Raw genomic sequence first — 26273 nt, 5'->3', positions numbered from 1 at the left:
TATATACCTACATAGGAAGGAGCCAGACAGGTGAAACGAGTATACAGCATATGTCTTTCAACTATGGTCTCGTTTATTTTATTATTTCCTAACATGAGTTTTGCAAAGACAACAGTAGGAACAAAAATGCCTTCATCTGTTTTAAATATTTCAAAAGACAATACATTTCCAAATGATGCGCAAGATTTGCCACGTTTACAACCAAGTAAATTTGCTCAAGAGCTATTGAAAACGGCTAATATTAAAATTGAAAATCCAGACTTAATTCGGATGTTTAATGAAACGACAATTTCAAATGCGCCGCTTGCAGTAGGGTATCGGGCAAAAATTTATTTAGGTCAATGGGCTTTACATTATGAATCAGTAGACACATCGATTAATTGGGAATATAAACAAGTGAATCGAAATGTGTATGATAATCGCGGAGGAGACCGTTTATATCCACTTCGCTATAAGCAAGAAACACAAAAGACGGTTGAAGGCGATTTAACAGCAGATATGAAAGATGCTGCAGATGTGAAAAAAATGATGCTTCTCAAAGCACTTGAAAAAGTACAATTGCCGCTTTCATTTAAAACGACTATTGGTTATGGTACAGGGCATGAGCGTGTGTATAATATTAGTCCGAGTCAACTTGGATATTTATATGCTTATACACCAGCAGTAAATGAAAAAGGAAAAGTAACATTTGGAGAAGTATACCTTGTATTAAAAGGAAATCAAAAAAGGCTTGTTGTAAAAAATATTACTTCTCAAGGAATCGGTGCTGCTATCCCAATTCATGATTATTTGTATTTTAAATTCATTTCTTCTTCCCACTCGCAATAACATGAAAAAACGTCAGCTTATAAGCTGACGTTTTTTTATAATGTAATATTTGCTGTTTTTGATAAGAAATCTTCTGTCGGATAGTAGCTGTTTTTTACAAGAACATTTGGTCCAAGACATTTTACTGCAGGACAGTGACAGCTTAATGATTTTGCTGTTTTTGAAGCGCTCCATTTTTCATACGCTTCTTGTAATGTGTTTGTTTGTATGTTTCCTAGAAGTGGAACATCACCAAAATCAGTAACGATAATATTGCCATCAAAAATATTTACATTTAAGCGTGAACGACCATCTGGATCGTTACGAACAGTTACATTTTTGCTCTCTTGTAACTTTTTAAATGTGGCAATGTCTCGCTCGTCATCGCTACAAGCATAGAAAGGTAAAGTTCCAAATAACATCCATACATTTTCATCGCGAATTTCTAGTAAATGCTCAATCGCATCACGAATTTCAGCTTTTGTTAAAATCTCTAGATTACTCGCGAAGTCACTTGGATACATTGGATGAACTTCATGACGTTTACAGCCCATCTCTTCGACGATTTGGCGGTGAATATGTTCAATATGTGGTAGAGTTCTTTTGTTTAGCATTGTTTCGGCAGATACAAGTACACCTGCATCTGATAGAGCCTTACTATTTGTAATCATTCTTTCGAATAATTTTGCACGTTGTTCGTAAGTAGGTTTACGCTCCATCATTGCAAATCCGCCTTCAACGAAGTCATCAATTGTTCCCCAGTTATGAGAGATATGCAATACGTCTAAATAAGGAATAATCTGTTCGTAACGTGCTAAATCTATAGTTAAGTTAGAGTTGATTTGAGTGCGAACGCCTCGTTCATGGGCATATTTTAAGAGTGGTGTTACATAGTTGTCGACGGATTTTTTTGAAAGCATAGGTTCGCCGCCAGTAATACTTAAAGAACGTAAATGAGGAATCTCATCTAATCGTTTTAATAAAAGATCCATCGGAAGCGGATTCGGGTCTTTCGGCTGTAACGTGTAACCAACAGCGCAATGCTCACAGCGCATATTGCATAACGTCGTCGTTGTAAACTCAACATTTGTTAATAGTAGTTTGCCGTACTCTTCAAGGTCCATATACGCTTCCCATGGATCGTAAGAAGGAGTAATCGGCTTCATTTTTTGTGATATCATCATATGAAATACTCCTTTGACTATTGAAATAACAATTTGTCCATTCTCTATAATAGAAGAATATGTGCTTTTTATAAAGTGAAACTTTTTAGCATGAAAAGAGAGAGGGCTTACATTATAGTGGATGACTGTGACAAAATTGATGAAATTTCATGCCCATAGCAATCGTTTTTGCGGTATAATAAAAGCAACTCGAATTAAAAGGAGAGTGCCTTCATGGGAAAAGCAATTCAAGATAAAGATACACAATTAGTATATTTAAAAGAACGTTTAAATATGTTCATTGAAGTAATTGATACAATTGAACCCGAAGAAGTAGAATTAGAAGATGTAGATCGTCTTCTTGCAATGTTAGATGAATTAGAATTAAAATGTGAGCAATTTAAAAAAGACGAATAATATATTAAAAAGGCTACCAATTCCAATTTGGTAGCCTTTTTCTGTTCGGGTAATAGAAGGACGATAGAAAAAGAGGTATAATCAAGTTGTGAAAAATTTCATTTATGCTCTAATAGCGTGAAATAAATAGCTAAAGAGCATAACAATTGAATTTTCAGCTCATAACGTTTTGGTAGCGTTCACAATTGAGGGGGAAGTAACAATGGAAAAGCTTCAAGAAAGCATGTATCAACTAATTGTTGAAACGTCAACGAACTTACCGAAAGATGTTCGTCGTGCGATTCAACAAGCGAAAGAGCGAGAAAATGCAGGGACTCGTTCTGCGATGGCACTTGGCACAATTACAAATAATATTAAAATGGCTGATGATAACATCTCGCCGATTTGCCAAGATACAGGGATGCCAACGTTTAAAATTTATACACCAGTTGGTGTGAATCAATTAAAGTTGAAGGAAGCTATCTATAATGCGCTTGAGCGGGCGACAAAAGATGGTAAACTTCGTCCCAATTCTGTTGATTCTCTTTTTGGAGATAATAGTGGAAATAATTTAGGACCAGGTACGCCGGTGATTAAGTTTGAACAATGGGAAAAAGATTATATTGATGCACGTTTAATCCTAAAAGGTGGTGGCTGTGAGAATAAAAATATTCAATATAGCTTACCGTGTGAACTAGAAGGACTTGGACGAGCTGGCCGTGATTTAGAAGGGATTCGTAAATGCCTTCTTCATGCAGTATATCAAGCACAAGGGCAAGGATGTAGCGCTGGTGTAATTGGTGTTGGTATCGGGGGAGACCGCACATCAGGTTATGAATTAGCAAAAAATCAATTATTCCGTACATTAGATGATGTCAATCCAGTACCAGAGTTACAACATCTTGAAGAGTACGTATTAGAAAATGCGAACAAGCTTGGCATTGGTACGATGGGATTTGGCGGAGAAACAACTTTACTTGGTTGTAAAATTGGCGTCTATAATCGTTTGCCAGCTAGTTTCTATGTATCTGTTGCGTATAATTGCTGGGCATATCGTCGCCTTGGTGTGAAAATCCATCCTGAAACAGGAGACATTATGGATTGGCTATATCAAGAAGGGGAAGATACACTTCAGCATGAAGTACAAGAAAAAACAGAGCAACGTGAGATTGTATTAGAAGCACCAATTACAGAAGAGCAAATTCGTGAACTTCGCGTTGGTGATGTTGTAACAATTAATGGCATGATGTATACAGGTCGTGACGCAATCCATAAGCATTTAATGGATAATGATTGTCCAGTAGATTTAAATGGACAAATTATTTACCACTGTGGTCCAGTTGTTGTGAAAGATGACAATGACAATTGGCAAATTAAAGCGGCAGGTCCAACGACAAGTATTCGTGAAGAACCGTACCAAGGCGATATTATGAAGAAATTCGGTATTCGCGCTGTCATTGGAAAAGGCGGTATGGGTGCGAAAACATTAGCGGCTTTAGAAGAACATGGCGGTGTATATTTAAACGCAATCGGTGGTGCAGCGCAATATTATGCTGAATGTATTAAAGAAGTGAAAGATGTTGATTTCTTACAATTTGGTATTCCAGAAGCAATGTGGCATTTACGTATCGACGGTTTTAAAGCAGTTGTAACGATGGACTCTCATGGTAATAGCTTACATGCAGATGTTGATAAAACATCACTTGAAAAATTAGCTAGCTTTAAAGAGCCAGTATTTAAGTAAATAAAAAATGCATCTCGAATGATTCGAGATGCATTTTTTTGGTATATATAGAAAAACATGTTCAGCATGAAAGAATGCGTTGCAACAGAAACTACAAGTACGATTATATATGGAAAGGAGACTATTTATGAAATATAAATGGTTATATATCGGTCTCATTTTTTCAATTATGATGGCACTTGTTCCAGTTTCAGCACTGGCTTATACAAATACTCCACATAACTGGGGAATCCCGCGTCCTAAAAATGAAACAGTACCAGATGCAGGAAAGTTATATACAGATTTACTACAAAAAAATGGCGGGTTTTATTTAGGAGATACGAAGAAAAAAGATATTTATTTAACATTTGATAATGGATATGAGAATGGATACACAGGGAAAATATTAGATGTATTAAAAGAGAAAAAAGTACCAGCAACTTTCTTTGTAACGGGGCATTACATTAAAACACAAAAAGATTTATTGTTAAGAATGAAGGATGAAGGACACATTATTGGAAACCATTCTTGGAGTCATCCTGATTTTACAGCGGTAAATGATGAGAAACTTCGTGAAGAATTAACGAGTGTAACGGAAGAAATTAAAAAAGTAACTGGGCAAAAAGAAGTGAAATATGTACGTCCTCCGCGCGGTGTATTTAGTGAAAGAACGTTAGCTCTTACGAAAGAAATGGGCTATTATAATGTATTTTGGTCACTTGCATTTTTGGATTGGAAAGTGGATCAGCAAAGAGGATGGCAATATGCGCATAATAATGTTATGACGATGATTCATCCAGGATCTATTTTATTACTTCATGCAATATCAAAAGATAATGCAGAAGCACTTGCAAAAATCATTGATGATTTGCGCGAGAAAGGGTATCATTTTAAAAGTCTAGATGACTTAGTAAAAGGCAATCAACCGTAAGCATGTATGCTTACGGTTTTCTCATGCTATAATGATGTGTAAAAAGGATGGGGAAACGTATGTGGAGCGAGCATGTTACGTTAGAGTATCCGTATCATTTTGAAGAAGTATTAAAACGTTTATCTTTTGATCCTCTTAACGTCATTCAATTAGATGAGAAAGTTATTTATATCCCGCTTTGTATCGACGAGGAACAGGTTGTTGTTCGCTTACAAGGGATTGGTACTGTTCAAAATCCACAGTTTTGGATTTCTAGTCAGACAGGAGATCCAGAGAAAGTCATGAAACGAATGAGAGCCATTTTTCATTGGAATGAACCGTTTCAAGATATACAAAATCATTTTTTAAACACATCATTACGTCCACTATTTGAAACATATGCTTATACTCCAATTATTTTAGAATTTGATTATTTTGCTTGTCTGCTTCGCTGTATCATTCACCAACAAATAAATTTGAAATTTGCTACTGTGTTAACAGAACAATTTGTGAAACGGTATGGAACAGAGAAGAACGGTGTATTCTTTTTCCCCACTCCGGAAATAGTAGCAAATATTTCAATAGAAGAATTGAGAGAGCAGAAGTTTAGTCAGCGAAAGGCTGAATATATAGTAGGATTAGGTCGAAGTATTGTCAGTGGTACATTAAATTTAGCGAGTATAGAAAATGGGACGGAAGAAGACATTTCAGCACAATTGTTGCCAATTAGGGGAATTGGTGCATGGACAGTGCAAAACTTTTTAATGTTTGGGCTTGGACGGAAAAATATGTTCCCGAAAGCGGACATTGGGATTCAGCGTGCAGTGCAAGGTATATTTCAATTAGATGATAAACCTGATGATGCATTTTTAGAAAAATTGAAACAAGAGTGTGAACCATACTGCAGTTATGCAGCGTTATATTTATGGAAAAGTATAGAGTAGAGGTGTAATAATGATACAAAAGCAACATGAGAGTAAGTTGGAAGTTGGTCAAACGTTTCCTGTGACAATTAAACGTCTTGGGATTAACGGAGAAGGCGTTGGTTATTTTAAGAGACAAGTTGTTTTCATTCCAGGGGCATTACCAGGAGAAGAAGTTGTTGCAGAAACAACGAAAATTCAGCGTGGCTTCGCTGAAGCGAAAGTGAAAAAAGTTCGTAAAGCTTCACCGCATCGTGTGAAAGCACCGTGTCCAGTATATGAGGAGTGTGGCGGTTGTCAGCTGCAACATTTAGATTATAAAGAACAATTGAATCAAAAGCGTGATATCGTTGTACAAGCATTTGAGAAGTACATGAAAAATAGTATGGAAGAGAAAATTCGTCCAACGCTTGGCATGGAAAATCCATGGCATTATCGTAATAAGAGTCAATTACAAGTGGGGCGTAAAGACGAAAAGGTTATTACAGGGCTATATAAACAAAACTCACATCAGTTAATTGATATCGCTCACTGTATGATTCAACATAAAGCAACGAATGAAGCGACAAAAGTTGTAAGACGTATTTTAGAAAAATTAAATGTTTCTATTTACAATGAGAAAAAACAAAAAGGTTTAGTACGCACAATTGTAACACGTACTGCAGTTCAAACAGGTGAAGTACAAGTTACACTTATTACAACAAAAGAAGAATTACCAAATAAAGAACAATTTATTGCAGAAGTACAAAAACAGATGCCAGCGGTTAAATCAATTATGCAAAATGTAAACTGGCGTAAAACATCTGTTATTTTTGGCGACAAAACATTTAAATTAGCTGGAAAAGAAGTAATTCAAGAAACACTTGGTGATTTATCATTTGAATTATCAGCACGTGCGTTCTTCCAGTTGAATCCAGAGCAAACCGTTGTTTTATATAATGAAGCAAAAAAAGCCGCTGCGTTAACAGGCGATGAGAAAATTGTAGATGCGTATTGTGGCGTTGGTACAATCGGTCTTTGGCTTGCAAATGATGCAGCGGAAGTACGTGGTATGGATGTAATTCCAGAAGCGATTGCAGATGCAAGAAAAAATGCGAAGCGTCACGGATTTACAAATACGAAATATGAAGCAGGTAAAGCTGAACAATGGTTACCGAAATGGGTAAAAGAAGGATGGCGTCCAGATGTAATTGTTGTCGATCCACCACGTACAGGTTGCGATGATAAATTACTGGAAACAATTTTAAAGGTGAAGCCGAAACAAGTTGTGTATGTGTCTTGTAATCCTTCTTCATTAGCGCGTGATGTACAAGCATTAATGAAGAGCTATGAAGTGGAGTATGTGCAACCAGTTGATATGTTCCCGCATACAGCTCACGTAGAAAATGTAGTGAAGCTTGTTAGAAAGTAAAGTTTATTAATATTCCCTCATGGTATGAGGGAATATTTTCTATGAAGGAGAATATTATGCATAATTATAAATTAACAATTCAGTACGATGGCGCACGTTTTAAAGGATGGCAACGTCTCGGTAATAACGATAATACAATTCAAGGAAAAATCGAAAGTGTCATATCTGAAATGGTCGGAAAAGAAATTGAAATTATTGGTTGTAGTAGAACAGACGCTGGTGTACATGCTTTGAATCAAGTTGCTAACTTTCAAAGTGATGAGAAGTTAGTGGAACATAAAGTGAAAAAATATTTAAATCAATATTTACCTAATGATATTAGCATTACGAATGTGGAAGAAGTACATGATCGTTTCCATGCTCGTTACAATTCTAAAGCAAAAACATATCTGTATAAAATTTGGAATGAAGAGCATACAAATCCATTTATGCGTAAATACAGCATGCATGTGAATAAAAAATTAAATGTGAAAAGCATGAAAGCAGCTGCGAAACATTTAGTTGGTTCACATGACTTTACTGCTTTTTCAAATGCGAAATCAAAGAAAAAATCTATGGTTCGAGAAGTATATACACTTGATGTGATGGAAGAGGCAGGGTTTGTACAAATTAGAGTAAGTGGTAACGGCTTCCTTCATAATATGGTAAGAAAAATTGTCGGGGCATTAATTGAAGTTGGATTAGGACAATTAGACGCTGAAGCAATTCCAAACATTTTAGAGGAAAAGCAGCGCAATCAAATTAATTGTCTTGCTGAGGCAAGTGGGTTGTATTTAGAGAATGTTGAGTTTTAATGGCAAATAAAAAAATCGGGCTAAGTAGCTCGATTTTTTTTGTATTACGAAGATTTCTCGTTTTTTATACGTAGCTTCAAATTCCAAAAAGCAGCAAGCATAATAGCTGCAAAGGAGCCACTAATTGTTGCTAATAGCTTTGCATAAGGATAGGCGTTTATATCAATTAGTAACATCATACATACAATGGTAGGGAAGAAGGCTAAGTATTGTAATAACTTTAATTTGTTATCATTACTCATATATATCGCTCCTTTCTAGTATGTTATATGTTTATTGTAGCATATTTTACCAAGTGTTTATTTGTATGTTAAAGCAGATTTATGCTGCATTAACAAGCAATAAAAGTCGAATTGATTAGGGCTAGCAATCCACTCATCCAAGTTTCATTTCATATGTGTAAATGCAGTTTTTTAATTCGATATTGTAAGTTTTGTCTACTTAATCCTAAAAATTTTGCAGCTTGTGAGATATTCCCGTGATACTCTTTTAGAATTTGATTGATGTAGTTTTTTTCCATTTCTTCTATTGTGTGCTTTAACGTTTTAGGCGTATCAGTATCGTTATTAGTTAAGAAAGGTTGCATATTGAATTCTTTTTTTATTCGTTCGCGAAAGCGAGTGGGAAGATGAAACGCTGTAATGATGTTTTCATCTTCAACTAAATTCATTGAACCTTCAATGATATGTTCCAATTCTCTTACGTTTCCAGGCCAATCATATGCATATAAAAACTCTCTTACATGCACATCTACATCTGTTACACTAAGTCCGAATTGAATATTGTATTTTTCGATAAAGTGCTGAACAAGAGCCGGAATATCTTCTTTTCGTTCACGTAAAGGCGGAAGACATAAAGTAACGACGCTTAATCGATAATATAAGTCTTCTCGTAATCGATTGTGTGTAATAGCTTCAAGAGGATCTTCATTAATAGTTGCTATAATACGAACGTCAATTTCTTTTTCTTGTGTGCCTCCGATTCTTCTTATTGTTTTTTCTTGTATAGCTCGCAGTAACTTCGCTTGAAGTGCTGGACTTAATGAATTAATCTCATCTAATAACAAAGTTCCTCCGTTCGCTTCTTCGAATAAGCCTGATTTATCTATTGCTCCTGTAAAGGCACCTCGATTTGTGCCAAATAGTAGGCTTTCCATTAAGGTATCAGGTATAGCGGCACAGTTTTGTGAAATAAAGGGTTTTGTTGAACGCTGACTTTCATTATGGATGCTTTGTGCAAATAGTTCTTTACCAGTGCCTGTTTCTCCTACTAGAAGTATGGAGGAAGATGTACGAATTACTCTTTTTCCTTCTGTAATGATTGATTGAATGGCTTTAGAATCACCAATTATGTGATCAAAGGTAAATTTGGTGCTTTGTTTTCGAGAAGGACCCATTTTTATCGTCTGCTTTAAGTGACTAATTTCTTTTGATATTTCAATAGCGCCTTTAATTTTTCCATTTTCTATTATAGGGAAAGTATCGTTAATCGTTGTAATTTCTTGTCCTTTATTGTTAAAATACGTTTGTTTTATATTTTTGTTTGTTTTTCCTAATTTTAATGCCTCTATAAGAGTACTATTTTTATTTTCTTCAAATGCAAATACTTCTAAAGGACTTTTATATAATACATCTGAGCGTTCCATTGATTCAATTTCCATCATTTTGCGGTTGTAGATAATCGTTTTACTTTCCTCATTAATAATATGAATCCCGATATCGAGCTCATTGAGTAAAGTTTCATATAGCATATTCATTTCAACGATCTGTTTTAAATTAATTTCTTCTGTACGCATAGATTATCTTCTCCTCATTTCACCCTATGAAGACTGACTTTTTATAATTTTATTAAAATTCTTATAAAACCGCAAAATTTTTTTGCTATTTTTCTCTTAAAACTTTTCAAATGATAGAAAAATTTTGCGGTTGTGCACACTTTTTTGTGTGAAACTCTCATTTAATATATGAATCAGAGACTTGGTACGTATTTTGCATAAATAATATTCGAAATCTCTAGAGGGGAGAATATGAATTTTTACAGGATATACAACGTTTTGGTGTCAATTAATAAGAGGGAGGAATTTATAAAGTGAAGACAGTTATAGAAGGTGTGTATAGTCCTTGTTATGGAAAAGTAGAGAAGCTATTTGTTGCGGAAAGTTCATACGTATACGAGTGGGAGAAATTAGCGTTAATTGAAACAATAGATAAACAGAAAGTAGAAATTAAGGTAGGAATCAGTGGGTATATCGAATCATTAGAAGTAGTAGAAGGACAAGCCATTGCTGATAAAAAGTTATTAATAACAGTGAGGGATGATCTTTTAATAACAGGTAGTGATTAATAAGTGCTATGTATTTCGCTCTTTTCAATAATCATTTTTATTATGAATGATTTTAAAAACGCTTACATGAAATGGGTTTCCAAAGGGAAAAGGGGGGATTTATATGATGGATCAAAACCAAGGTTTAAAACGTGAATTGAAAAGCAGGCACATATTTATGATTGCACTTGGAGGAGTTATTGGTACCGGTCTTTTTTTAGGATCTGGATATACAATTCATGAAGCTGGGCCTGGGGGAGCAATTGTAGCGTATCTTGTTGGAGGGTTTGTTATGTATTTAACGATGCTCTGTCTTGGAGAGTTAGCTGTTGCGATGCCCGACGCAGGATCTTATCAAACGTATGCAACGAAGCACATTTCCCCTGCAGCGGGTTATGTAGTCGGATGGATGTCGTGGTTAAACTGGTCTGCTACGATAGGTATTGAACTGATTGCAGTTAGTATTTTAATGAAACGATGGTTTCCTGATGTACCGTCATGGATTTGGTGTGTAGCGTTTGCGGTGCTTCTCTTTGCTATCAATGCATTATCTTCAAGAAGTTTTGCAGAAGTTGAATTTTGGTTTGCAAGTATTAAAGTAATTACAATCATTGCATTTATTATTTTGGGCGGGGCAGCAATGTTTGGTTTTCTAGATATGAAAGGAAATGAACCAGCACCAATGTTCTCTAGTTTTACTGATTATGGTGGATTGTTTCCAAATGGATTATCCGCTATTTTAATTACGATGATTGCTGTTAATTTTTCTTTCCAAGGAACAGAACTAGTCGGTATTGCAGCAGGTGAGAGTGAAAATCCAGAAAAAACAATCCCAAAGGCAATTAATAATACAGTTTGGCGTATACTCGTGTTCTTTGTATTATCTATTTTCATTCTTGCAGGATTATTCCCATGGCAGCAAGCAGGAGTGATAGAAAGTCCATTCGTAGTTGTATTTGATAAAATTGGTATTCCTTATGCAGCTGATATTATAAACTTCGTTATTATTACAGCAGTACTATCCGTTGCGAATTCAGGATTATATGCAACTTCTCGTATGCTATGGTCTATGTCTAATCAAGGAATGATTAGTCCGATTTTTGGTAAGTTATCTAAAAATGGTGTTCCTATTTATGCATTGATTGTAAGCACGATTGTAGGCTGTCTTTCATTACTATCAGGTATTTATGCGGAAGATACAGTTTATTTATGGCTACTTTCTATTGCCGGATTTGGGGCGATATTAGTTTGGGCATCTATTGCTTTATCTAACTTATTAGCTAGAAGGGCATATGTTAAGCAGGGCGGAGATGTGAAGGACTTGAAATTTAAAACACCGCTATATCCATTCGTACCACTTCTGGCATTAGCATTAAATATAACAGTTATAGTTGCTATGGCTTTTATCCCAGAGCAAAGAATGGCGTTATATTGTGGAATTCCATTTATGATTGTTTGTTTACTGTTTTACCGTGCGACAAGAAATAAGGTACGTAAAGTAGAGCATATTGAAAAGATCAATACAACAAAAGTAGAAAGTTTATAATATTGAGTAATTTGGAGACTGTAAAATTGTAAACAGTCTCTTTTTTTGTGAAAATAAAGCTGGAAACATACTATGTATGCAAAGGGGAATTAGCGATGAATCAAGAAGTTTCACAGCTATTAGAACAGATTGATTTACGAAAAGATGAGTTACTAGAGCTTACAAAAACCTTAATTCGTTTTGAAACACTAGCACCGCCGGCGAGAAACACAAATGAGGCGCAAGAATTTGTTGCAGAGTTTTTAAGAAAACGAAATTTTAGTGTTGATAAATGGGATGTATATCCGAATGATCCGAACGTTGTTGGGGTGAAAAAAGGGATAGAAAGTGACACACATAAAAGTCTTATTATTAATGGACATATGGATGTAGCTGAAGTGACAGCAGATGAGGCGTGGGAAATGAATCCGTTTGAGCCATTTATAAAAGATGGTTGGTTAGTTGGACGTGGTGCGGCAGATATGAAAGGGGGATTGGCTGGGGCACTATTTGCTATTCAGCTTTTACAAGAAGCTGGCATTGAATTACCTGGAGATGTAATCTTTCAATCCGTAATTGGGGAAGAAGTTGGAGAAGCTGGCACGCTTCAATGCTGCAGGCGAGGTTATGATGCTGATTTTGCAGTCGTAGTGGATACGAGTGATTTACATATGCAAGGACAGGGCGGCGTAATTACTGGATGGATTACTGTGAAAAGCCCGCAAACGTTTCATGATGCAACACGTAGGCAAATGATCCATGCAGGGGGACGTTTATTCGGAGCGAGTGCGATTGAAAAAATGATGAAAATTGTGCAAAGTTTACAAGAATTAGAGCGCCACTGGGCAGTCATGAAAACATATGAAGGCTATCCATCTGGAACAACAACAATTAATCCAGCTGTTATTGAGGGGGGAAGGCATGCGGCGTTTATTGCGGATGAGTGCCAGTTATGGATAACAGTGCACTTCTATCCGAACGAAACACATGAACAAATAATAAAAGAAATTGAAGAGTATATTGGAAAGGTAGCAGCTGCCGATCCATGGTTAAGTGAAAATCCGCCACAATTTAAGTGGGGCGGAGAATCAATGATTGTAGATCGTGGTGAAATTTTCCCTTCATTAGAAGTAGATAGGGAACATGCAGCTGTAAAAAAACTTAGCTCAGTACACGAGTCTATTTTATCAAAAAATGCAATTTTAGATATGTCTGCAACGGTAACTGATGGCGGTTGGTTTAGTGAGTTTCACATTCCAGCGATTATATATGGACCAGGTACATTAGAAGAAGCACATTCTGTAAATGAGAAAGTTGAAGTTGAACAGTTAATTGAATTTACAAAAGTGATAACAGCATTTATATATGAATGGTGCCACACGAAAAAATAGATTTGTATAGTAAAATCGTACGAGTATGTATACTTGTACGATTTTTTATTGAACTATTTCAGAGTTGAATATAAACAACTGAAATAGTTCTTTATTTTGCTATGTCTTTCGTTTTATTTCAAGTAATTTCTCTTTTGCTAATTCAACGGCGATCGCATCATCTAAATAGCCAATTGGAAAGAGATAGTCGGGAATAATATCTGTCGATAAAATGAAATAAAGTAATGCGCTCCCAAGAACTGCACGTTCTTCTTTTGAAATGGTTTCATTGCAAAATTGTTGATACATATCTGTTAATTGTTCAATAAAAGGACCTGCACTATCAATTTGCTCTAATTTGCTTGCGAAACTGTTATGAATACGTTTTTCACCTTCTGTTGTCTGGGCATAGCGTTCGTAATTTTCGAGTTCTTGTTTTACGCGAGTTGTAGTGTAATCGAAATCGAATAAGTTAGAGGATTGCAGCGTTTGCTGAATGGTATCAAGAGATGTGTACATATCTGTTTTTTCTTTATTTATGTGAGGAGAATCAGGGTACATTTCATCAAATAACAATTGGGGTGGAACTTGAAGACATTCTGCAAATTTTTGTAGATGTTTTTGTTTTGGCGGTTGTTTGCCATTAATAATTCTTGAGACTGTTGCAGGATCAATATTTGTAAGTATTCCTAGTTGGCGCATAGATAAGGCGCGTTCTTTTAAAAGTTTTTTTATTAATTTGCCAAGCCGATCATTCGGGTTTTCATTAGCCATAGTGTAGGCACTCCTTTTTTAGTGTTGAAAAAATATTGAGCATTTATTACAAGTATATGAAACAGACAGGCACAGTTGCTCAACATTTTCATAATATGCATTGAAAAGTGAGAAAAAGGGGTGACTATTTATGAGTACGGTAGGCTTATTTTCAATTTTTTTAATCGGGATCGCTTCTAATTTAGATAATGCAGGTGTTGGAATTGCATATGGCATTCGTAAAATTCGTATTTCGTGGTTTAACAATTTTATCATTGCATTCTTTGGATTTTTATTTACTTTACTAGCTGGATTTTTTGGAAACTGGATTGCGTTATTTATTTCAGAGTTTACAGCAAATCTGATTGGAGCAATCGTTTTAGGGATAATCGGTGTGTTTATTTTATGTCAGCCTTTCTTGGGCCAAAAAAATACTGCAGGTTCTAAAGATGATAATGTACTTATGGGAATTTTACGTGATCCGGAAAAAGCAGATTTTGATGGTTCTAAAACAATTAGTTTCTCAGAAGCAATTGTTTTAGGAGTTGCGTTGTCTATTAATAATATTGCAGGTGGATTTGATGCAGGGGTAACAAATTTAAATCTTTGGCTTACAGCGACTATTTCTGGGGTGTTTAGTTTTATTTGTATTAGTGGTTTTGCGTATGTAGGAAAACGATTTTTAGCAGAATACTTAGGGAAATGGGCGACAGTTATCGCAGGAGTGTTATTAATTCTTATTGGGATCGATCAGTTGTTGTAAGGAGAGTAGAAAACAAGGTTCGAGTATTTCCTTGGAAATACAGCAAGAGATTGCATATATCGACGTACTTTTCTCCATACTAATACGGATTTCTTTTAAGAAAGGGGGATTTGTATGGGACGCGGGAAAGCATTTGATCATAAGAAAAAAGGGCATGATCATCAACCACCTAAAGGTGCGTTCATTCATAAAGATGTAAATGAACATACTTTGGAAGAGGAAGAGCTACCAGTAAATATTGAGGCGTATAAAAATAGTTTAAAAAAACATTAAAAGCACCTACATAGGTGCTTTTTTACCGTATATCTTCAATTAATTGTTCGGATTCTTCATGCATACTGTACTCACTTAATACTTGAATGCAAAGCCACTTTAATTCTTCAATCGTATGCTCAAGTTCTTCAGGAAGCACATGATAAATGTCTTCAAGTCCCATCCCGAAATGAATAAGTTCAAGTACTTGATCATCGATGTTCCGATCCATTAATAATTCAAGTACTTCTAAATTGAATATGTATCGGTGAGCTTCGTCGAGTGAAACAACTTTTAACTTCAAGCTTTCTACAATACTCAATATAAAAAGAAGGATTGTTTTTTCAAGAACAGGTTGTTTTCCCATTTGAAATATTAGTTTCATCTTTCACACCTCCACATATAGCGCTAGGTTGTACTATATTATTCAGGAGGGGGGAACAAATATGCATGATATAGAGAAACTTTCAGCACTGTTTTTGTAAGAGGATTGATAACTGACAAAAGTGAGGTTTTGGCGAAATAAAAAATCCTGCTAGTATAGCAGGATAACTCGCGATTAAAAAATGCTCCAACCTTCTTGAGCAGAAAGAAGTTCAAGAATTTTAAAACCGGCAATACTATTTCCGTTTGCATCTAAAGCTGGTCCGAAAATACCGATTCCCATGTCTCCTTTTACGCAGCCAAAAATACCACCGGCTACACCACTTTTTGCAGGAATACCAACACGAATTGCAAATTCACCAGATTCGTTATACATACCACATGTGACCATAAATGTTTTGCAAATTTTTGTAATATGTTTAGGGATGATTTGTTTTTTCTTATATGGATCATATCCATCCATTGCAAAAATTAAGCCGATACGTGCTAAATCGATGCAGTTTACTTCAACTGCGCATTGACGAGTATATAAATCCATAAGTTCTTCAATATCACAATCGATAATTCCGTTTTGTTTCATATAATAACAAAGTGAACGGTTTAGGTAAGCTGTCTCTAGTTCTGAATCGGCAACTTTAGAGGAATAATTAATAGTAGGATTATCTGTTATTTCACGTACAAAATGAAGAATACGTTCCATTTTTTCCTCGTTATCTTTTCCTGCTAACATGCTTGTAATAGCTAAAGCTCCTGCATTTATCATTGGATTAAGGGGTTTGGACGGACTTGTCGTTTCTAACTTAATAATAGAATTAAATGGGTCACCCGTTGGTTCCATTCCAACTTTAGAAAATACATATTCTTCACCACGGTCTAAAAGGGCAAGGGCAAGTGTAATTACTTTGGAAATACTTTGAAGAGTAAATAGTGTTTGTGAGTTACCTGCATGGATATATTCTGTTTCTTTATGGAAAATGGCAATCCCTAAATCGTCTGGATTTGCATTTCCTAGTTCGGGGATATAAGTAGCAAGTTTTCCTTTTTTCGTATATGGTTTTACTTGTTCTAACAACTGTTGTAAGTTGTTTGTTTCAATGCACTGCATAGTACCAACGCTCCTATTTTGAATTAACTAAGTTTACTTTTCCCGATATGCTCGGAAATAAATAATAACATGAAAAAGTGGAATGATAAAACGAAAGTTCAATGTGCTATAATAGGTCTTTCGTTTCGAGTATTCTGTATTTTAAAAAGGAGAATTTTCCTTTTATATAACAGTTTGGAAATAGGAGATTTATCCATAAAAAGTTCAGAAATAAAAACTACACATCTATACAACTATATGTTATTATGGTTATGTAATAGAAAGCGTTTTCTAAAGCGTACTTATAATGATAACGATTTCATAAATTTGATTAGGGGGAATTAAAATGTTGCAGTTTTTACAACGTATTGGTAAAGCTTTAATGCTTCCGATTGCAGTACTACCAGCAGCAGGATTATTGCTTCGTTTAGGGCAACCAGATGTATTTGATATTCCTGTTATGGCACAGGCCGGCGCAGCAGTTTTTGATAACTTAGCACTTATTTTTGCAATTGGTATTGCAATCGGTCTTTCAGTGGATGGTAGTGGTGCAGCAGGTCTTGCAGGTGCAATTGGTTATCTTGTTATGAAAAATAGTATTGATGCACTTAGCAAAGGGTATTCAACTGCTGAATTACAAGGTAAATTAGGTAAAGTCCAAGATTTAATAGGTAATAGCGCAAATGTAGATCCATCTAAGCTTGCGGATACAATGACACAAGTATCTAAGGCTGCTGAATTATCGACTAAAGTAGATATGAAAGTCTTAGGTGGTATTATTGTTGGTGTTATAGCAGGACTTCTTTATAATAAATTCCATAAGATTAAACTTCCAGAATGGTTAGGTTTCTTTGCTGGAAAACGTTTCGTTCCAATTGTTACATCAGTTGTGATGCTGATATTAGGAATTCTATTTGCACAAATTTGGCCAACAATTCAAAATGGTATTGATGCATTAGCTCATGGAATTGTTAATTTAGGTGCAATTGGTTCAGGACTATTTGGTTTATTAAACCGTTTATTAATCCCAATTGGTTTACACCACGTAATGAACACATACTTCTGGTTTGTATTTGGGGACTTTACAAATGCAGCAGGTAATGTTGTTAATGGTGATATTGCTCGTTTCCTTGCAGGTGACAAAACAGCAGGTATGTTTATGACTGGTTTCTTCCCAGTTATGATGTTCGGTTTACCAGCAGCATGTTTCGCAATGATTGCAGCTGCTAAACCAGAAAAGCGTAAAGCAGTTACTGGTATGTTAGCTGGTCTAGCATTAACTTCATTCTTAACTGGTATTACAGAGCCTATTGAATTCTCATTCATGTTCTTATCACCAGTATTATATGGTATTCATGCTGTATTAACAGGTCTTTCTTTATTCATTACAACATCGCTTGGCATTCATGATGGTTTCTCATTTAGTGCCGGTGCAATCGATTACGCTTTAAACTTCGGTATTGCAACAAAACCAGTCTTACTAGCAGGTATTGGTTTAATTTACGCAGCAATTTATTTCATAGTATTCTACTTCTTAATTAAGAAGTTCGATTTAAAAACTCCTGGTCGTGAAGATGACGATGAGTTAGTTGAAGATGGTGATGCACCAGTTGCAGGTTCAATTGGTGAAACTTACGTAGCAGCTTTAGGCGGAAAAGAAAACTTAACAGTTATTGATAACTGTGCAACACGTCTACGCTTACAAGTAAAAGATGCTGGTCAAGTAAATGAAGCAGCATTAAAACGTGCTGGTGCAAAAGGTGTTATGAAATTAAGTAATACAAGTGTACAAGTTATCGTAGGTACAAATGTTGAATCTGTTGCCGATGATATGAAAAAACACGTATAAATAATGAGATAAGAGGATGTCCAAAAAGATTGATAACATCAATTTTTTAGAGGATATCCTCTTTTTTTTGTTAATAATTTAACGGGAATCTTACTTTTGTAAATTTTCTTTTTCTTTTTTGTACATATAGGTTGGTAATATGTGCAGTGCGTGATAAAGTAGGGATGATATAGAATGGATTATCCATAATCTACTAAAATAAATCTTTAATAGAGGAATTAAATTATTGGTGAGTAAGGGGAAAAAAGCAATTATGGATCAGGAAAAAAATAATGCGAATGGGAAAGTACGTCGGCCGATTGTATACATCAAAAGAACAATCATTCTCGTCTTACTATTATCACTTGTATATTTCATGTATACAAAAATTGTTGCGCATAATAAGAAAGAAGAAACTTTAAAAGCGGCAGCAGAAATGAAGAAACAAGAAGAGCTAAAAAAGAAAGAAGAAAAAAAGAAACAAGAAGTACAGAAGCAAAAACAAAAAGAGCAGGAAGAACAAGTGAAGCAAGCGCAAGTTGCGGAACAGCCTGCTGAAGGACCAACTCAAGAAATTAATGAAAACGCTCAATTGGACCAGTATTTAAAAAACGCAGGCTTTAGCGGGACAGCTGTTATTGTGAAGAATGGAAAAGTTCTTTTGAATAAAGGATACGGTATGGCAAATAAAGAGCAGCAAGTACCGAATAATTCAGAGACGACTTTTTATATTGGTTCTATTTCAAAGGCGTTTGTAGCAACTGCTATTATGCAGTTGAAAGATCAGAATAAATTACAAGTAGAAGATACTGTTGCAAAGTATATTCCAAATTTCCCACAAGGTAATAGTATTCAGCTAAAACATCTATTAACACATACATCAGGGATTCCCGAATATGAGCAGGGAAAAGAAGATATTTCTCATGAAGAACTGATAAAGCGGATAGGAAATCAAAAGCGTATTGGTGGTCCAGGAGAGAAATGGAAGTATTCCGATTCGAACTACTCCGTACTTGCATACATTGCCGAGAAGGTAAGTGGACAGTCGCTCGAAGAATATATTAAACAACATATTTTTGCTACTGCGGGTATGAAACATTCTGGTTTTGGCACAGCGTTAGAACAAACAAGATTCCCATCAACGGGTTATAAAATAGTAAATAATAATATGACAACACCTAATATTCCGAGCATGTCACAACTATATGGTTGTGGTGATATATATACGAGTGCACATGATTTATATTTATTTAACGAAGCGTTATACTCTGGAAAGTTAATTTCAAAAGCAAGTTACGATCAAATGTTTACAGCCGTGAAAAAGGATTACGGATTTGGCTGGTACGTAGACCCAGGAAGCTATTCGAATCATGGTGTAATGCCAGGTTGGAATTGTTTAAATGGATTTAGTAAAAACGGTAGTGTGTACGTTGTTTTATTATCTAACATTCAAAACAATATTAAATCATTTGGTAAAGTGAATAACGATATATATACGATGTTAAGAAATATTGAAGTGTAAGAAACTATCCTTTTGGATAGTTTTTTTTATGCCCTGAAACAAATATTTCTTTTAGAAAATGTATGTCTTACCTATCACAAAAATATCTATTTTGTATACATTAAGATGTATGGATGTATTTTTATAATTTAAAAATAATAGGAGGAGAAGTATATGTGTCTGTTCAGTAATTATTGGAAAAAGTTATCAAGATTGTTTAATAGACAATTAGATTATTTTTTAGATAATAAGTTATTGCCTGCTGTGGAAAGACTTTTATTTTCGCAAAACTTCGCGAGGTTTATTCAAAGAAATTCCAAGCAAGCTACAGAAGAATTTATTAAATCAAGTCAATTTCAATCGATTATTTGTAACATTTTAAAAGAATGTAATACATCACCTTTTAAAGAAATTGCAGAGCAGTATTTAGGTAAAAACGTAGAAATTACTGTGACAGTGGGACAGTTAACAGGCGTTATTGTAGCAGTTGGTGATGACTTCTTAACATTGCAAGAAGGAATAGGAACAGAAGTTTTATTACCATTTACAAGTATTATATCAATTAAAGAAGCGTAAGAAAGGAGACTTATATATGTTATTTACTGAAGAATTACGTAACCATGTTGGTGAGTTAGTGCAAGTTGTGACAGCGGCCGAAATTGTTGCAGGTATTCTGTTATCTGTGACAGATGGAGCAGTAAGTGTTCGTACTTCTCCTTCTTATGGACCACCGGAAGATGTAGTTGTACGTATTCCTATTATTTCATATGTTCGCTTGGAAGGGTAAGAGTGATACAAGTATGAGAGTGTCAGTTGTTATTCCAGTGCATAATGAAGCAAGTACTTTATCAAAAGTTTTAGTAGAAGTAAGAAAGCTCGAACCATATGAAATTATCATAGTAGATAATGGATCGACAGATGGTACGAAAGAAATAGCGCTACAGCATAATTGCCGTGTAATTTATTATAGATATTCCCTTGGTAATGATGTGGGACGGGCAATTGGTGCTAGAGAAGCAAAAGGTGAAATTGTTTTATTTTTAGATGGTGATATCGTCATGAAAAGTGAAGAATTATACAATTTTATTAAAGGAATACAGCAAGGACATGAGATTGTTTTAAATAATTTAACATGGTCCGTTTATTTGAAGATGAGACCGCATTATACGACGGTTGGAAAATATATGTTAAATCGTTATTTGAACAAGAAGGAGTTTGTTGTAGGATCTTTAATTGCAATACCACATGCGATAAGTCGTAAAGTGATTGAAAAACTGGGGTGGTGGAATTTAGCAGATCCAGCATTATTTCAAGCGATGGCGATGTCTAGAGGAGTAGATATTTCTGATATGGCTTCAGTTGATGTCATTTACACAAATAAAGTTCGTCCTGTCCATACGGGCGCATCACCTGGCTCTCCTTATCCGAAAGCGACTAGTCGTATTATGGGTGATCATTTGCGTGCTTTACAATACGTAATCGAAACATACGGTAATCGCGGTGGTTTTTCAGAGGACAATAGAGATAGAGCGTTTGTAGGAAAGTATAAACCAGTTTTATTACAAAAGAAAAAAGCGAAATATAGTGCCATTATCCCGGTATCAGAAGAAAAAATAACTATAAGGTCTGTTATACAAGAAGTGAAAGAAGCAGGTGTAGATGAAATTATAGTTGTCGCGAATGGAGCAGATGTTGAGACTGTTAAACAGGCAAAGCTAGAGAATGTTATTGTAGTTGAATTTACGAAGGCGCTTGGACATAATGTAGCACGAGCAATAGGGGCTATGCATGCTACGGCAGATATTTGTTTATTCGTTGATGGTGATTTTGTTATTCCAGCAAAAAAACTCACTCCATTTTTACATGCTGTTGAAGATGGAAATGACGTGGTGTTAAATGATTTACAATGCTTATTAGATATGTTTCATCCAGCAGATCCAATTAGTATGGGAAAATACTTTTTGAATTTGGTAGCGAAAAGACCAGATTTATGGAATAACTCACTAACTGCTGTACCACATGCCATGCATAAGAAGGTAATAGAGAAAATAGGATATGACGCCCTTATCATTCCGCCATTAGCACAAGTGAAAGCTATTTTAGAAGGATTCTCTATTACAACAGTAGAGTTAGTAGATGTTATAAAAACAAATCGAGTACGTCCAGAGCAACACGAATTTGTAAATGGGCGTATTTCAGCGTTTGATCGTATTTTCGGTGATCAACTTGAGGCGGTTACGTATTTATTACAACGTACGGATGAACGTGGTGGCTTTACTGATGGAGATAGAGATAGAGATATCATTCAACAATTGAGAAGGGAAGAAGAGAATACAAATGAATAGTAGTAAAGTAGCTATTATTGGGTTAGGGTATGTTGGCCTTCCTTTAGCGGTACATTTTGCAGAAAGAGGGCATACAGTACTTGGATTAGATAAAGATATTAGAAAAATAGACTCAATTATAAAAGGAGAAAGTTATATTCCAGATGTTTCTTCTAAAGAGTTACAAAGTTTATTGACGAAAAAAAAATTAACAGTAAACACACCGGATCAAGGCATTGCTGATTTTCAAAGTAGTGATTATGTTATTGTCACTGTCCCGACTCCAATTAATGAACAAAGAGAACCAGATTTAAGTGCCCTCATTTCAGCTTCGCATTATATACAACAAAACCTTCAAAAAGGACAAACCTTCATTTTTGAAAGCTCCACATATCCAGGCACACTTGAAGAAGTCATCATACCTATTATTTCTCAAAATAGTAACAAGGTAGGGGAAGATTTCTATATCGGATATTCCCCTGAGAGAATTGATCCAGCAAATAGTCAATATTCAGTTCAAGCTATTCCAAAAGTTATTAGTGGACAAACAGAAAAGTGTAGACAAAAGGTACAGGATTTATATAGTACCATTTTTGACGAAGTTGTACCTGTTAGCTCTCCGAAAGTAGCAGAGATGTGCAAGCTATTTGAAAATATTCAGCGCTTAGTTAACATTTCTTTAGTAAATGAACTAAACACACTATGTGAAAGTTTAGGCATTGATTTTTATGAGGCCATTGAAGCGGCATCTACAAAACCATTTGGGTTTACTCCATATTGGCCAGGGCCAGGGATAGGGGGACACTGTATTCCAGTAGACCCTTTATATTTTCAATGGAGAATAAAAAAGAATGGGGCAATTAGTCAATTAATTGAGGCAGCACATATAATTAATGAAGAAATGCCAGAGAAAATGGTCCGGAAAGTAAAAAGTGTGGTGCAATCACCTGCAACGGTGTTAATTGTAGGGATTGCGTATAAAAAAGATGTAAATGATTTGAGAGAATCACCAGCGTTACCGATTATTCAATTATTAAGAAATCAAGGATACGAGATAGAATATCATGATCCTTATATTTCTTTCGCGGAAATTGGAGATAAGGTGTATCAATCTGTTTCTTTAGATGAAGAAAAAGTTAAAAAAGCGGATTGTATTTTAATTTTAACGGATCATTCTAATATTGATTGGAAGCTTTTTAAAGGAATGGACCGAGTAATAGATACACGCGGGATTGTAAAGAAGGTGAGTAAATGAGTAAGAAATGTTTAATTACAGGTGGGGCCGGATTTATCGGGTCGCATTTAGCTGAAGAGTTGATGAGAAGAGGTTATGAGGTCACTGTTGTGGATAACTTTTATAAAGGTAAAAATAAGTACCATAAAGAGTTAATGAAAAAAATCCGTGTTATTCCAATAAGTGTTTTAGATAAAAATTCTATTTATGAATTAGTAGATCAGCATGATGTCGTGTTTCATTTAGCAGCAATTTTAGGTGTGAAAACAACAATGGAAAAAAGTATAGAGCTCATAGAAACGAATTTTGATGGGACGAGAAATATTTTACAAGCAGCGTTAAAAGGAAAGAAGAAAGTAGTTTTTGCTTCTACTTCAGAAGTATATGGTAAGGCCAAGCCGCCTTTCTCTGAAGAGGGAGATCGATTATACGGGGCAACTTCTAAAATTCGTTGGAGTTATGCAGTTTGTAAAACGTTGGAAGAGACATTATGTTTAGGATACGCATTAGAAGGTTTACCGGTAACGATTGTTCGATATTTTAATATTTATGGTCCAAGAGCGAAAGATGGTCCGTATGCAGGGGTAATCCCGCGATTTATTAGTGCGGCTTTGCAAGGAGAAGACATTCTCGTATATGGAGATGGAAAGCAGACACGTTGTTTTACGTATGTGAGTGATGCGGTAGAAGCAACAATTCGGGCAATGGATGAGAAGGTAAATGGTGAGATTATTAATATAGGTTCTGAGAATGAACAGAGTATAAAAGAAGTAGCAGAAGTAATTAAAAAATTAACGAATTCTTCTTCGAAGATTGTACAAGTGCCTTTTGAAGAAGTATATCCTCATGGTTTTGAAGAAATTCCAAATAGAAGACCAGATGTAACAAAATTAAAAAAGCTTGTTCAATTTCAGGCGAAAGTAACGTGGGAAAACGGATTGAAGGAAACAATTAAGTGGTTTCGTGAACAAAACAATGGCTAAGTCATTATCTGTTATTATTCCTGCATGTAATGAGGTCGATACGATTTCAGACGTTATTCAATCGGTAAGACCATTAAATCCAGTAGAAATTATTGTAGTAGCAAACGGTTGTAATGATGGAACAGAAGATGTTGCAGATCGTTTAGGGTGTAAAGTAATCAAACATACAGAGCTACTAGGGAACGATGTTGGACGTGCAGTCGGCGCAAAACATGCGATAGGTGATGTATTACTATTTATAGATGGTGATTTTGCTATTCAAACTTCAAAATTAAAATTATTCCTTAATCCGATTTTATACGATCAGGCAGATGTAGTTTTAAATAATTTGGATGCATTATTTTTAAAAAGGCAAAAACCTACTTCTATTACAGTATGGCGCCAAATATTAAATGCAATGTTAGAGCGTGAAGAATTAAAAATTAATTCTTTATTAGATGTACCTCATGCGCTGACGAAAGAAGTCGTTCAAAGCATCGGATATGAATGTTTTGTTAATCCTATTGTGGCTCATTTACGCCTACTTCAAAGTAAATGGAGAATTAGTCGTCATTGCGCCATTGACGTTATTACGCCAAATAAATTTCGTCCATTCCAGCATGCTGCATATGGAACAAATCTTTCCCAATCTGAAAAAAGAATGATAGGTGATCATATAGAAGCAGTAGCGGCACGGATATTAAGCAGTGATGAGCGCGGAGGATATTATGATGGAAATAGGAAAAGGGATAGTGTCTATCATACTTTAAGTTTTGAAGAGTTTTATCAAGGATGGGGCGTCACATCTAATTTGTATAAAGGAAAGCAACTATCTGTTGTTATTCCCGTACAAGATGAAGAGAAAACAATTGGAAACGTTATAGAAGAGCTTCGCAAAATTGAACCCTTCGAAATTATCGTTGTCGTAAATGGTTCGTCAGATAAAACGAAAAAAATTGCAAAAGACAAAGGGGCAACGACAATTGTATATAAAGAAGCACTCGGAAATGATGTAGGGCGCTCACTTGGAACTTATTTTGCCAAAGGAGAAATTGTGTTATTTATAGACGGCGATTTTATTATTCCAGCGAGTGAGCTATATCCTTTTGCAAAAGCTATAGCAGATGGAAAGGACGTCGCATTAAATGATTTAAATCACTATTTAGATTTAAGAGTACCACTTCATCTTGTAACTGCATTTAAGTATGCACTAAATTTAGCTTGTGATAGAAAGGATTTAGGGGTAGGCTCACTTATTGCGGTACCTAATGCATTTAGCCAAAAGTGTTTGAAAGCAATTGGGTATAAATCTTTATTGTCACCTTGTGTAGCACAAGTGAAGGCTCTTCTGTCTGGATTTGAAATTGCATGTGTATATCGTGTTGAGGTTGATAAGATGAACCGTATTCGTCCCAGTGAACATTTCGCAAAAATAGGTCACCCTCCAGCTGTACTTCGAATTATAGGTGATCATATAGAGGGACTAGAGCAAATAATTTCATTAACAGACAATCGTGGCGGATTCTATGATGGCAATAGAAAAAGAGATGTTTTATAGAAGTAACAAAAAAGTGTACAACATGTGTACACTTTTTTGTTCTGTTATAAAAACTATAACAGATTAGGAGATAAGAGTATTACAGCTCTACAATGGGTATTGTTCTTATATTACAAAATAGGACTCGTATATAAGGATACCAAAAAAATACAATTAAGGAAAGGGTTAATTTTAAAGACTTTTAAATGAAGTTAACACTATATATATAGTAGTTTGCTCAATATTTCACAAACATGTCACAACTATTTCGTTCACTTTCGTAAAAAAGTAGTATTCTAAGTGTGTA

General features: G+C 35.2%; 26 protein-coding genes and 2 pseudogenes. 22 read left to right on the top strand and 6 right to left on the bottom strand.

The annotated features are described in order from the left end of the window. Positions 1-30: 30 nt before the first annotated feature. The gene (locus QCI79_RS10745; protein ID WP_002100706.1) at positions 31-828 is read left to right on the top strand and encodes a YfkD famly protein; all 798 of its coding nucleotides are present in this window, start codon (positions 31-33) and stop codon (positions 826-828) included. A 35-nt stretch (positions 829-863) separates the two neighbouring features. Here the strand turns inward: QCI79_RS10745 and yfkAB are convergent, their stop codons facing one another. Continuing rightward, positions 864-1991 (bottom strand): radical SAM/CxCxxxxC motif protein YfkAB, encoded by a 1128-nt coding sequence (gene yfkAB / locus QCI79_RS10740; RefSeq protein WP_000973550.1) that lies wholly within the window; start codon positions 1989-1991, stop codon positions 864-866. Positions 1992-2204: 213 nt separating this feature from the next. Here yfkAB and QCI79_RS10735 point away from each other — a divergent pair, with 213 nt between their 5' ends. From QCI79_RS10735 to truA, 6 genes are all read left to right on the top strand, one after another. After that, positions 2205-2387: an SE1561 family protein gene (locus QCI79_RS10735; protein ID WP_000513558.1), complete on the top strand. Its 183-nt coding sequence runs from the start codon at positions 2205-2207 to the stop codon at positions 2385-2387. Positions 2388-2589: 202 nt separating this feature from the next. Next, positions 2590-4110: a class I fumarate hydratase gene (gene fumA / locus QCI79_RS10730; protein ID WP_000413520.1), complete on the top strand. Its 1521-nt coding sequence runs from the start codon at positions 2590-2592 to the stop codon at positions 4108-4110. A 127-nt stretch (positions 4111-4237) separates the two neighbouring features. Beyond that, entirely contained in the window at positions 4238-5020 is a 783-nt protein-coding gene (pdaA, locus tag QCI79_RS10725) for a delta-lactam-biosynthetic de-N-acetylase (RefSeq protein WP_000875956.1), read from the top strand. 59 nt (positions 5021-5079) lie between these two features. Beyond that, positions 5080-5943, top strand: coding sequence for a DNA-3-methyladenine glycosylase family protein (locus tag QCI79_RS10720; protein WP_000269421.1), 864 nt, complete (start codon positions 5080-5082; stop codon positions 5941-5943). Positions 5944-5953: 10 nt separating this feature from the next. Beyond that, on the top strand, positions 5954-7333 hold the full coding sequence (rlmD, locus tag QCI79_RS10715) for a 23S rRNA (uracil(1939)-C(5))-methyltransferase RlmD (protein ID WP_000615200.1): 1380 nt from the start codon (positions 5954-5956) through the stop codon (positions 7331-7333). Between the two features lie 56 nt (positions 7334-7389). After that, positions 7390-8127, top strand: coding sequence for a tRNA pseudouridine(38-40) synthase TruA (gene truA, locus QCI79_RS10710; RefSeq protein ID WP_000553118.1), 738 nt, complete (start codon positions 7390-7392; stop codon positions 8125-8127). Between the two features lie 44 nt (positions 8128-8171). Here the strand turns inward: truA and QCI79_RS10705 are convergent, their stop codons facing one another. Then, positions 8172-8369 (bottom strand): hypothetical protein, encoded by a 198-nt coding sequence (locus QCI79_RS10705; protein ID WP_000063913.1) that lies wholly within the window; start codon positions 8367-8369, stop codon positions 8172-8174. A gap of 149 nt (positions 8370-8518) precedes the next feature. Continuing rightward, positions 8519-9922, bottom strand: a complete 1404-nt coding sequence (locus tag QCI79_RS10700) for a sigma-54 interaction domain-containing protein (protein WP_001258455.1) — start codon at positions 9920-9922, stop codon at positions 8519-8521. A gap of 293 nt (positions 9923-10215) precedes the next feature. On the opposite strand from QCI79_RS10700, the gene QCI79_RS10695 reads away from it, so the two are divergent. The 3 genes from QCI79_RS10695 (at position 10216) to QCI79_RS10685 (ending at position 13365) form a co-directional block, all read left to right on the top strand. Continuing rightward, positions 10216-10470 carry a biotin/lipoyl-containing protein gene (locus QCI79_RS10695; protein ID WP_000859483.1) on the top strand — a complete coding sequence of 85 codons (255 nt, stop codon included), beginning with the start codon at positions 10216-10218 and terminating at the stop codon, positions 10468-10470. A 103-nt stretch (positions 10471-10573) separates the two neighbouring features. Next, positions 10574-11995, top strand: a complete 1422-nt coding sequence (locus tag QCI79_RS10690) for an amino acid permease (protein WP_000969238.1) — start codon at positions 10574-10576, stop codon at positions 11993-11995. A gap of 95 nt (positions 11996-12090) precedes the next feature. Further along, complete coding sequence (locus QCI79_RS10685; protein WP_001071197.1) at positions 12091-13365, top strand: acetylornithine deacetylase; 1275 nt, start codon at positions 12091-12093, stop codon at positions 13363-13365. Positions 13366-13464: 99 nt separating this feature from the next. Here the strand turns inward: QCI79_RS10685 and QCI79_RS10680 are convergent, their stop codons facing one another. Continuing rightward, positions 13465-14118, bottom strand: a complete 654-nt coding sequence (locus QCI79_RS10680) for a DUF1232 domain-containing protein (RefSeq protein ID WP_001262775.1) — start codon at positions 14116-14118, stop codon at positions 13465-13467. A 130-nt stretch (positions 14119-14248) separates the two neighbouring features. Between QCI79_RS10680 and ytaF the strand changes: the two genes are divergently transcribed. Beyond that, on the top strand, positions 14249-14860 hold the full coding sequence (ytaF, locus tag QCI79_RS10675; RefSeq protein ID WP_000108728.1) for a sporulation membrane protein YtaF: 612 nt from the start codon (positions 14249-14251) through the stop codon (positions 14858-14860). Positions 14861-14974: 114 nt separating this feature from the next. Continuing rightward, positions 14975-15133: a hypothetical protein gene (locus tag QCI79_RS10670; protein WP_000532409.1), complete on the top strand. Its 159-nt coding sequence runs from the start codon at positions 14975-14977 to the stop codon at positions 15131-15133. Positions 15134-15155: 22 nt separating this feature from the next. Here QCI79_RS10670 and QCI79_RS10665 read toward each other — a convergent pair whose 3' ends face one another. Together QCI79_RS10665 and glsA are read right to left on the bottom strand one after the other, a co-directional pair. After that, complete coding sequence (locus QCI79_RS10665; protein WP_000766604.1) at positions 15156-15497, bottom strand: DUF3969 family protein; 342 nt, start codon at positions 15495-15497, stop codon at positions 15156-15158. A 174-nt stretch (positions 15498-15671) separates the two neighbouring features. Beyond that, positions 15672-16601, bottom strand: coding sequence for a glutaminase A (gene glsA / locus QCI79_RS10660; protein WP_001149850.1), 930 nt, complete (start codon positions 16599-16601; stop codon positions 15672-15674). 69 nt (positions 16602-16670) lie between these two features. Between glsA and QCI79_RS10655 the strand changes: the two are divergent. The 10 genes and pseudogenes from QCI79_RS10655 (at position 16671) to QCI79_RS10610 (ending at position 26176) form a co-directional block, all read left to right on the top strand. Then, positions 16671-16785: pseudogene (locus QCI79_RS10655) on the top strand (transcriptional regulator). A 141-nt stretch (positions 16786-16926) separates the two neighbouring features. Then, positions 16927-18429: an N-acetylglucosamine-specific PTS transporter subunit IIBC gene (gene nagE, locus QCI79_RS10650; protein ID WP_000938900.1), complete on the top strand. Its 1503-nt coding sequence runs from the start codon at positions 16927-16929 to the stop codon at positions 18427-18429. Positions 18430-18682: 253 nt separating this feature from the next. Next, complete coding sequence (locus tag QCI79_RS10645) at positions 18683-19930, top strand: serine hydrolase domain-containing protein (RefSeq protein WP_000371843.1); 1248 nt, start codon at positions 18683-18685, stop codon at positions 19928-19930. A gap of 153 nt (positions 19931-20083) precedes the next feature. Then, positions 20084-20485 (top strand): LSm family protein, encoded by a 402-nt coding sequence (locus QCI79_RS10640; RefSeq protein WP_000335550.1) that lies wholly within the window; start codon positions 20084-20086, stop codon positions 20483-20485. 16 nt (positions 20486-20501) lie between these two features. Continuing rightward, entirely contained in the window at positions 20502-20696 is a 195-nt protein-coding gene (locus tag QCI79_RS10635; protein WP_000899480.1) for an LSm family protein, read from the top strand. 13 nt (positions 20697-20709) lie between these two features. Then, positions 20710-22254, top strand: a complete 1545-nt coding sequence (locus tag QCI79_RS10630; RefSeq protein ID WP_001266458.1) for a glycosyltransferase family 2 protein — start codon at positions 20710-20712, stop codon at positions 22252-22254. Continuing rightward, positions 22247-23488 carry a nucleotide sugar dehydrogenase gene (locus QCI79_RS10625; protein ID WP_001088932.1) on the top strand — a complete coding sequence of 414 codons (1242 nt, stop codon included), beginning with the start codon at positions 22247-22249 and terminating at the stop codon, positions 23486-23488. The genes QCI79_RS10630 and QCI79_RS10625 overlap by 8 nt, the downstream gene beginning before the upstream one ends. Next, complete coding sequence (locus QCI79_RS10620; RefSeq protein WP_000037023.1) at positions 23485-24450, top strand: NAD-dependent epimerase/dehydratase family protein; 966 nt, start codon at positions 23485-23487, stop codon at positions 24448-24450. Before QCI79_RS10625 ends, QCI79_RS10620 begins: the two co-directional genes overlap by 4 nt. Then, positions 24443-25987, top strand: a complete 1545-nt coding sequence (locus QCI79_RS10615) for a glycosyltransferase family 2 protein (protein ID WP_002100715.1) — start codon at positions 24443-24445, stop codon at positions 25985-25987. The genes QCI79_RS10620 and QCI79_RS10615 overlap by 8 nt, the downstream gene beginning before the upstream one ends. Beyond that, positions 25956-26176: pseudogene (locus QCI79_RS10610) on the top strand (hypothetical protein). The gene QCI79_RS10615 and the pseudogene QCI79_RS10610 overlap by 32 nt, the downstream one beginning before the upstream one ends. The last annotated feature ends 97 nt before the right edge of the window (positions 26177-26273 follow it).

The organism is Bacillus cereus group sp. MG1, assembly GCF_040460035.1.
GTDB classification, from domain to species: Bacteria; Bacillota; Bacilli; order Bacillales; family Bacillaceae_G; genus Bacillus_A; species Bacillus_A cereus.
This window is presented reverse-complemented; position numbering and strand designations above follow the sequence as displayed.

What these genes read in the sequence shown, in the direction of transcription:
- yfkAB (WP_000973550.1), bottom strand. Translation starts at nt 1,991, where the DNA reads ATGATGATATCACAAAAAATGAAGCCGATTACTCCTTCTTACGATCCA.
- QCI79_RS10735 (WP_000513558.1), top strand. Translation starts at nt 2,205, where the DNA reads ATGGGAAAAGCAATTCAAGATAAAGATACACAATTAGTATATTTAAAA.
- fumA (WP_000413520.1), top strand. Translation starts at nt 2,590, where the DNA reads ATGGAAAAGCTTCAAGAAAGCATGTATCAACTAATTGTTGAAACGTCA.
- pdaA (WP_000875956.1), top strand. Translation starts at nt 4,238, where the DNA reads ATGAAATATAAATGGTTATATATCGGTCTCATTTTTTCAATTATGATG.
- QCI79_RS10720 (WP_000269421.1), top strand. Translation starts at nt 5,080, where the DNA reads ATGTGGAGCGAGCATGTTACGTTAGAGTATCCGTATCATTTTGAAGAA.
- rlmD (WP_000615200.1), top strand. Translation starts at nt 5,954, where the DNA reads ATGATACAAAAGCAACATGAGAGTAAGTTGGAAGTTGGTCAAACGTTT.
- truA (WP_000553118.1), top strand. Translation starts at nt 7,390, where the DNA reads ATGCATAATTATAAATTAACAATTCAGTACGATGGCGCACGTTTTAAA.
- QCI79_RS10705 (WP_000063913.1), bottom strand. Translation starts at nt 8,369, where the DNA reads ATGAGTAATGATAACAAATTAAAGTTATTACAATACTTAGCCTTCTTC.
- QCI79_RS10700 (WP_001258455.1), bottom strand. Translation starts at nt 9,922, where the DNA reads ATGCGTACAGAAGAAATTAATTTAAAACAGATCGTTGAAATGAATATG.
- QCI79_RS10690 (WP_000969238.1), top strand. Translation starts at nt 10,574, where the DNA reads ATGATGGATCAAAACCAAGGTTTAAAACGTGAATTGAAAAGCAGGCAC.
- QCI79_RS10685 (WP_001071197.1), top strand. Translation starts at nt 12,091, where the DNA reads ATGAATCAAGAAGTTTCACAGCTATTAGAACAGATTGATTTACGAAAA.
- QCI79_RS10680 (WP_001262775.1), bottom strand. Translation starts at nt 14,118, where the DNA reads ATGGCTAATGAAAACCCGAATGATCGGCTTGGCAAATTAATAAAAAAA.
- ytaF (WP_000108728.1), top strand. Translation starts at nt 14,249, where the DNA reads ATGAGTACGGTAGGCTTATTTTCAATTTTTTTAATCGGGATCGCTTCT.
- QCI79_RS10670 (WP_000532409.1), top strand. Translation starts at nt 14,975, where the DNA reads ATGGGACGCGGGAAAGCATTTGATCATAAGAAAAAAGGGCATGATCAT.
- QCI79_RS10665 (WP_000766604.1), bottom strand. Translation starts at nt 15,497, where the DNA reads ATGAAACTAATATTTCAAATGGGAAAACAACCTGTTCTTGAAAAAACA.
- glsA (WP_001149850.1), bottom strand. Translation starts at nt 16,601, where the DNA reads ATGCAGTGCATTGAAACAAACAACTTACAACAGTTGTTAGAACAAGTA.
- nagE (WP_000938900.1), top strand. Translation starts at nt 16,927, where the DNA reads ATGTTGCAGTTTTTACAACGTATTGGTAAAGCTTTAATGCTTCCGATT.
- QCI79_RS10645 (WP_000371843.1), top strand. Translation starts at nt 18,683, where the DNA reads ATGGATCAGGAAAAAAATAATGCGAATGGGAAAGTACGTCGGCCGATT.
- QCI79_RS10640 (WP_000335550.1), top strand. Translation starts at nt 20,084, where the DNA reads ATGTGTCTGTTCAGTAATTATTGGAAAAAGTTATCAAGATTGTTTAAT.
- QCI79_RS10635 (WP_000899480.1), top strand. Translation starts at nt 20,502, where the DNA reads ATGTTATTTACTGAAGAATTACGTAACCATGTTGGTGAGTTAGTGCAA.
- QCI79_RS10630 (WP_001266458.1), top strand. Translation starts at nt 20,710, where the DNA reads ATGAGAGTGTCAGTTGTTATTCCAGTGCATAATGAAGCAAGTACTTTA.
- QCI79_RS10625 (WP_001088932.1), top strand. Translation starts at nt 22,247, where the DNA reads ATGAATAGTAGTAAAGTAGCTATTATTGGGTTAGGGTATGTTGGCCTT.
- QCI79_RS10620 (WP_000037023.1), top strand. Translation starts at nt 23,485, where the DNA reads ATGAGTAAGAAATGTTTAATTACAGGTGGGGCCGGATTTATCGGGTCG.
- QCI79_RS10615 (WP_002100715.1), top strand. Translation starts at nt 24,443, where the DNA reads ATGGCTAAGTCATTATCTGTTATTATTCCTGCATGTAATGAGGTCGAT.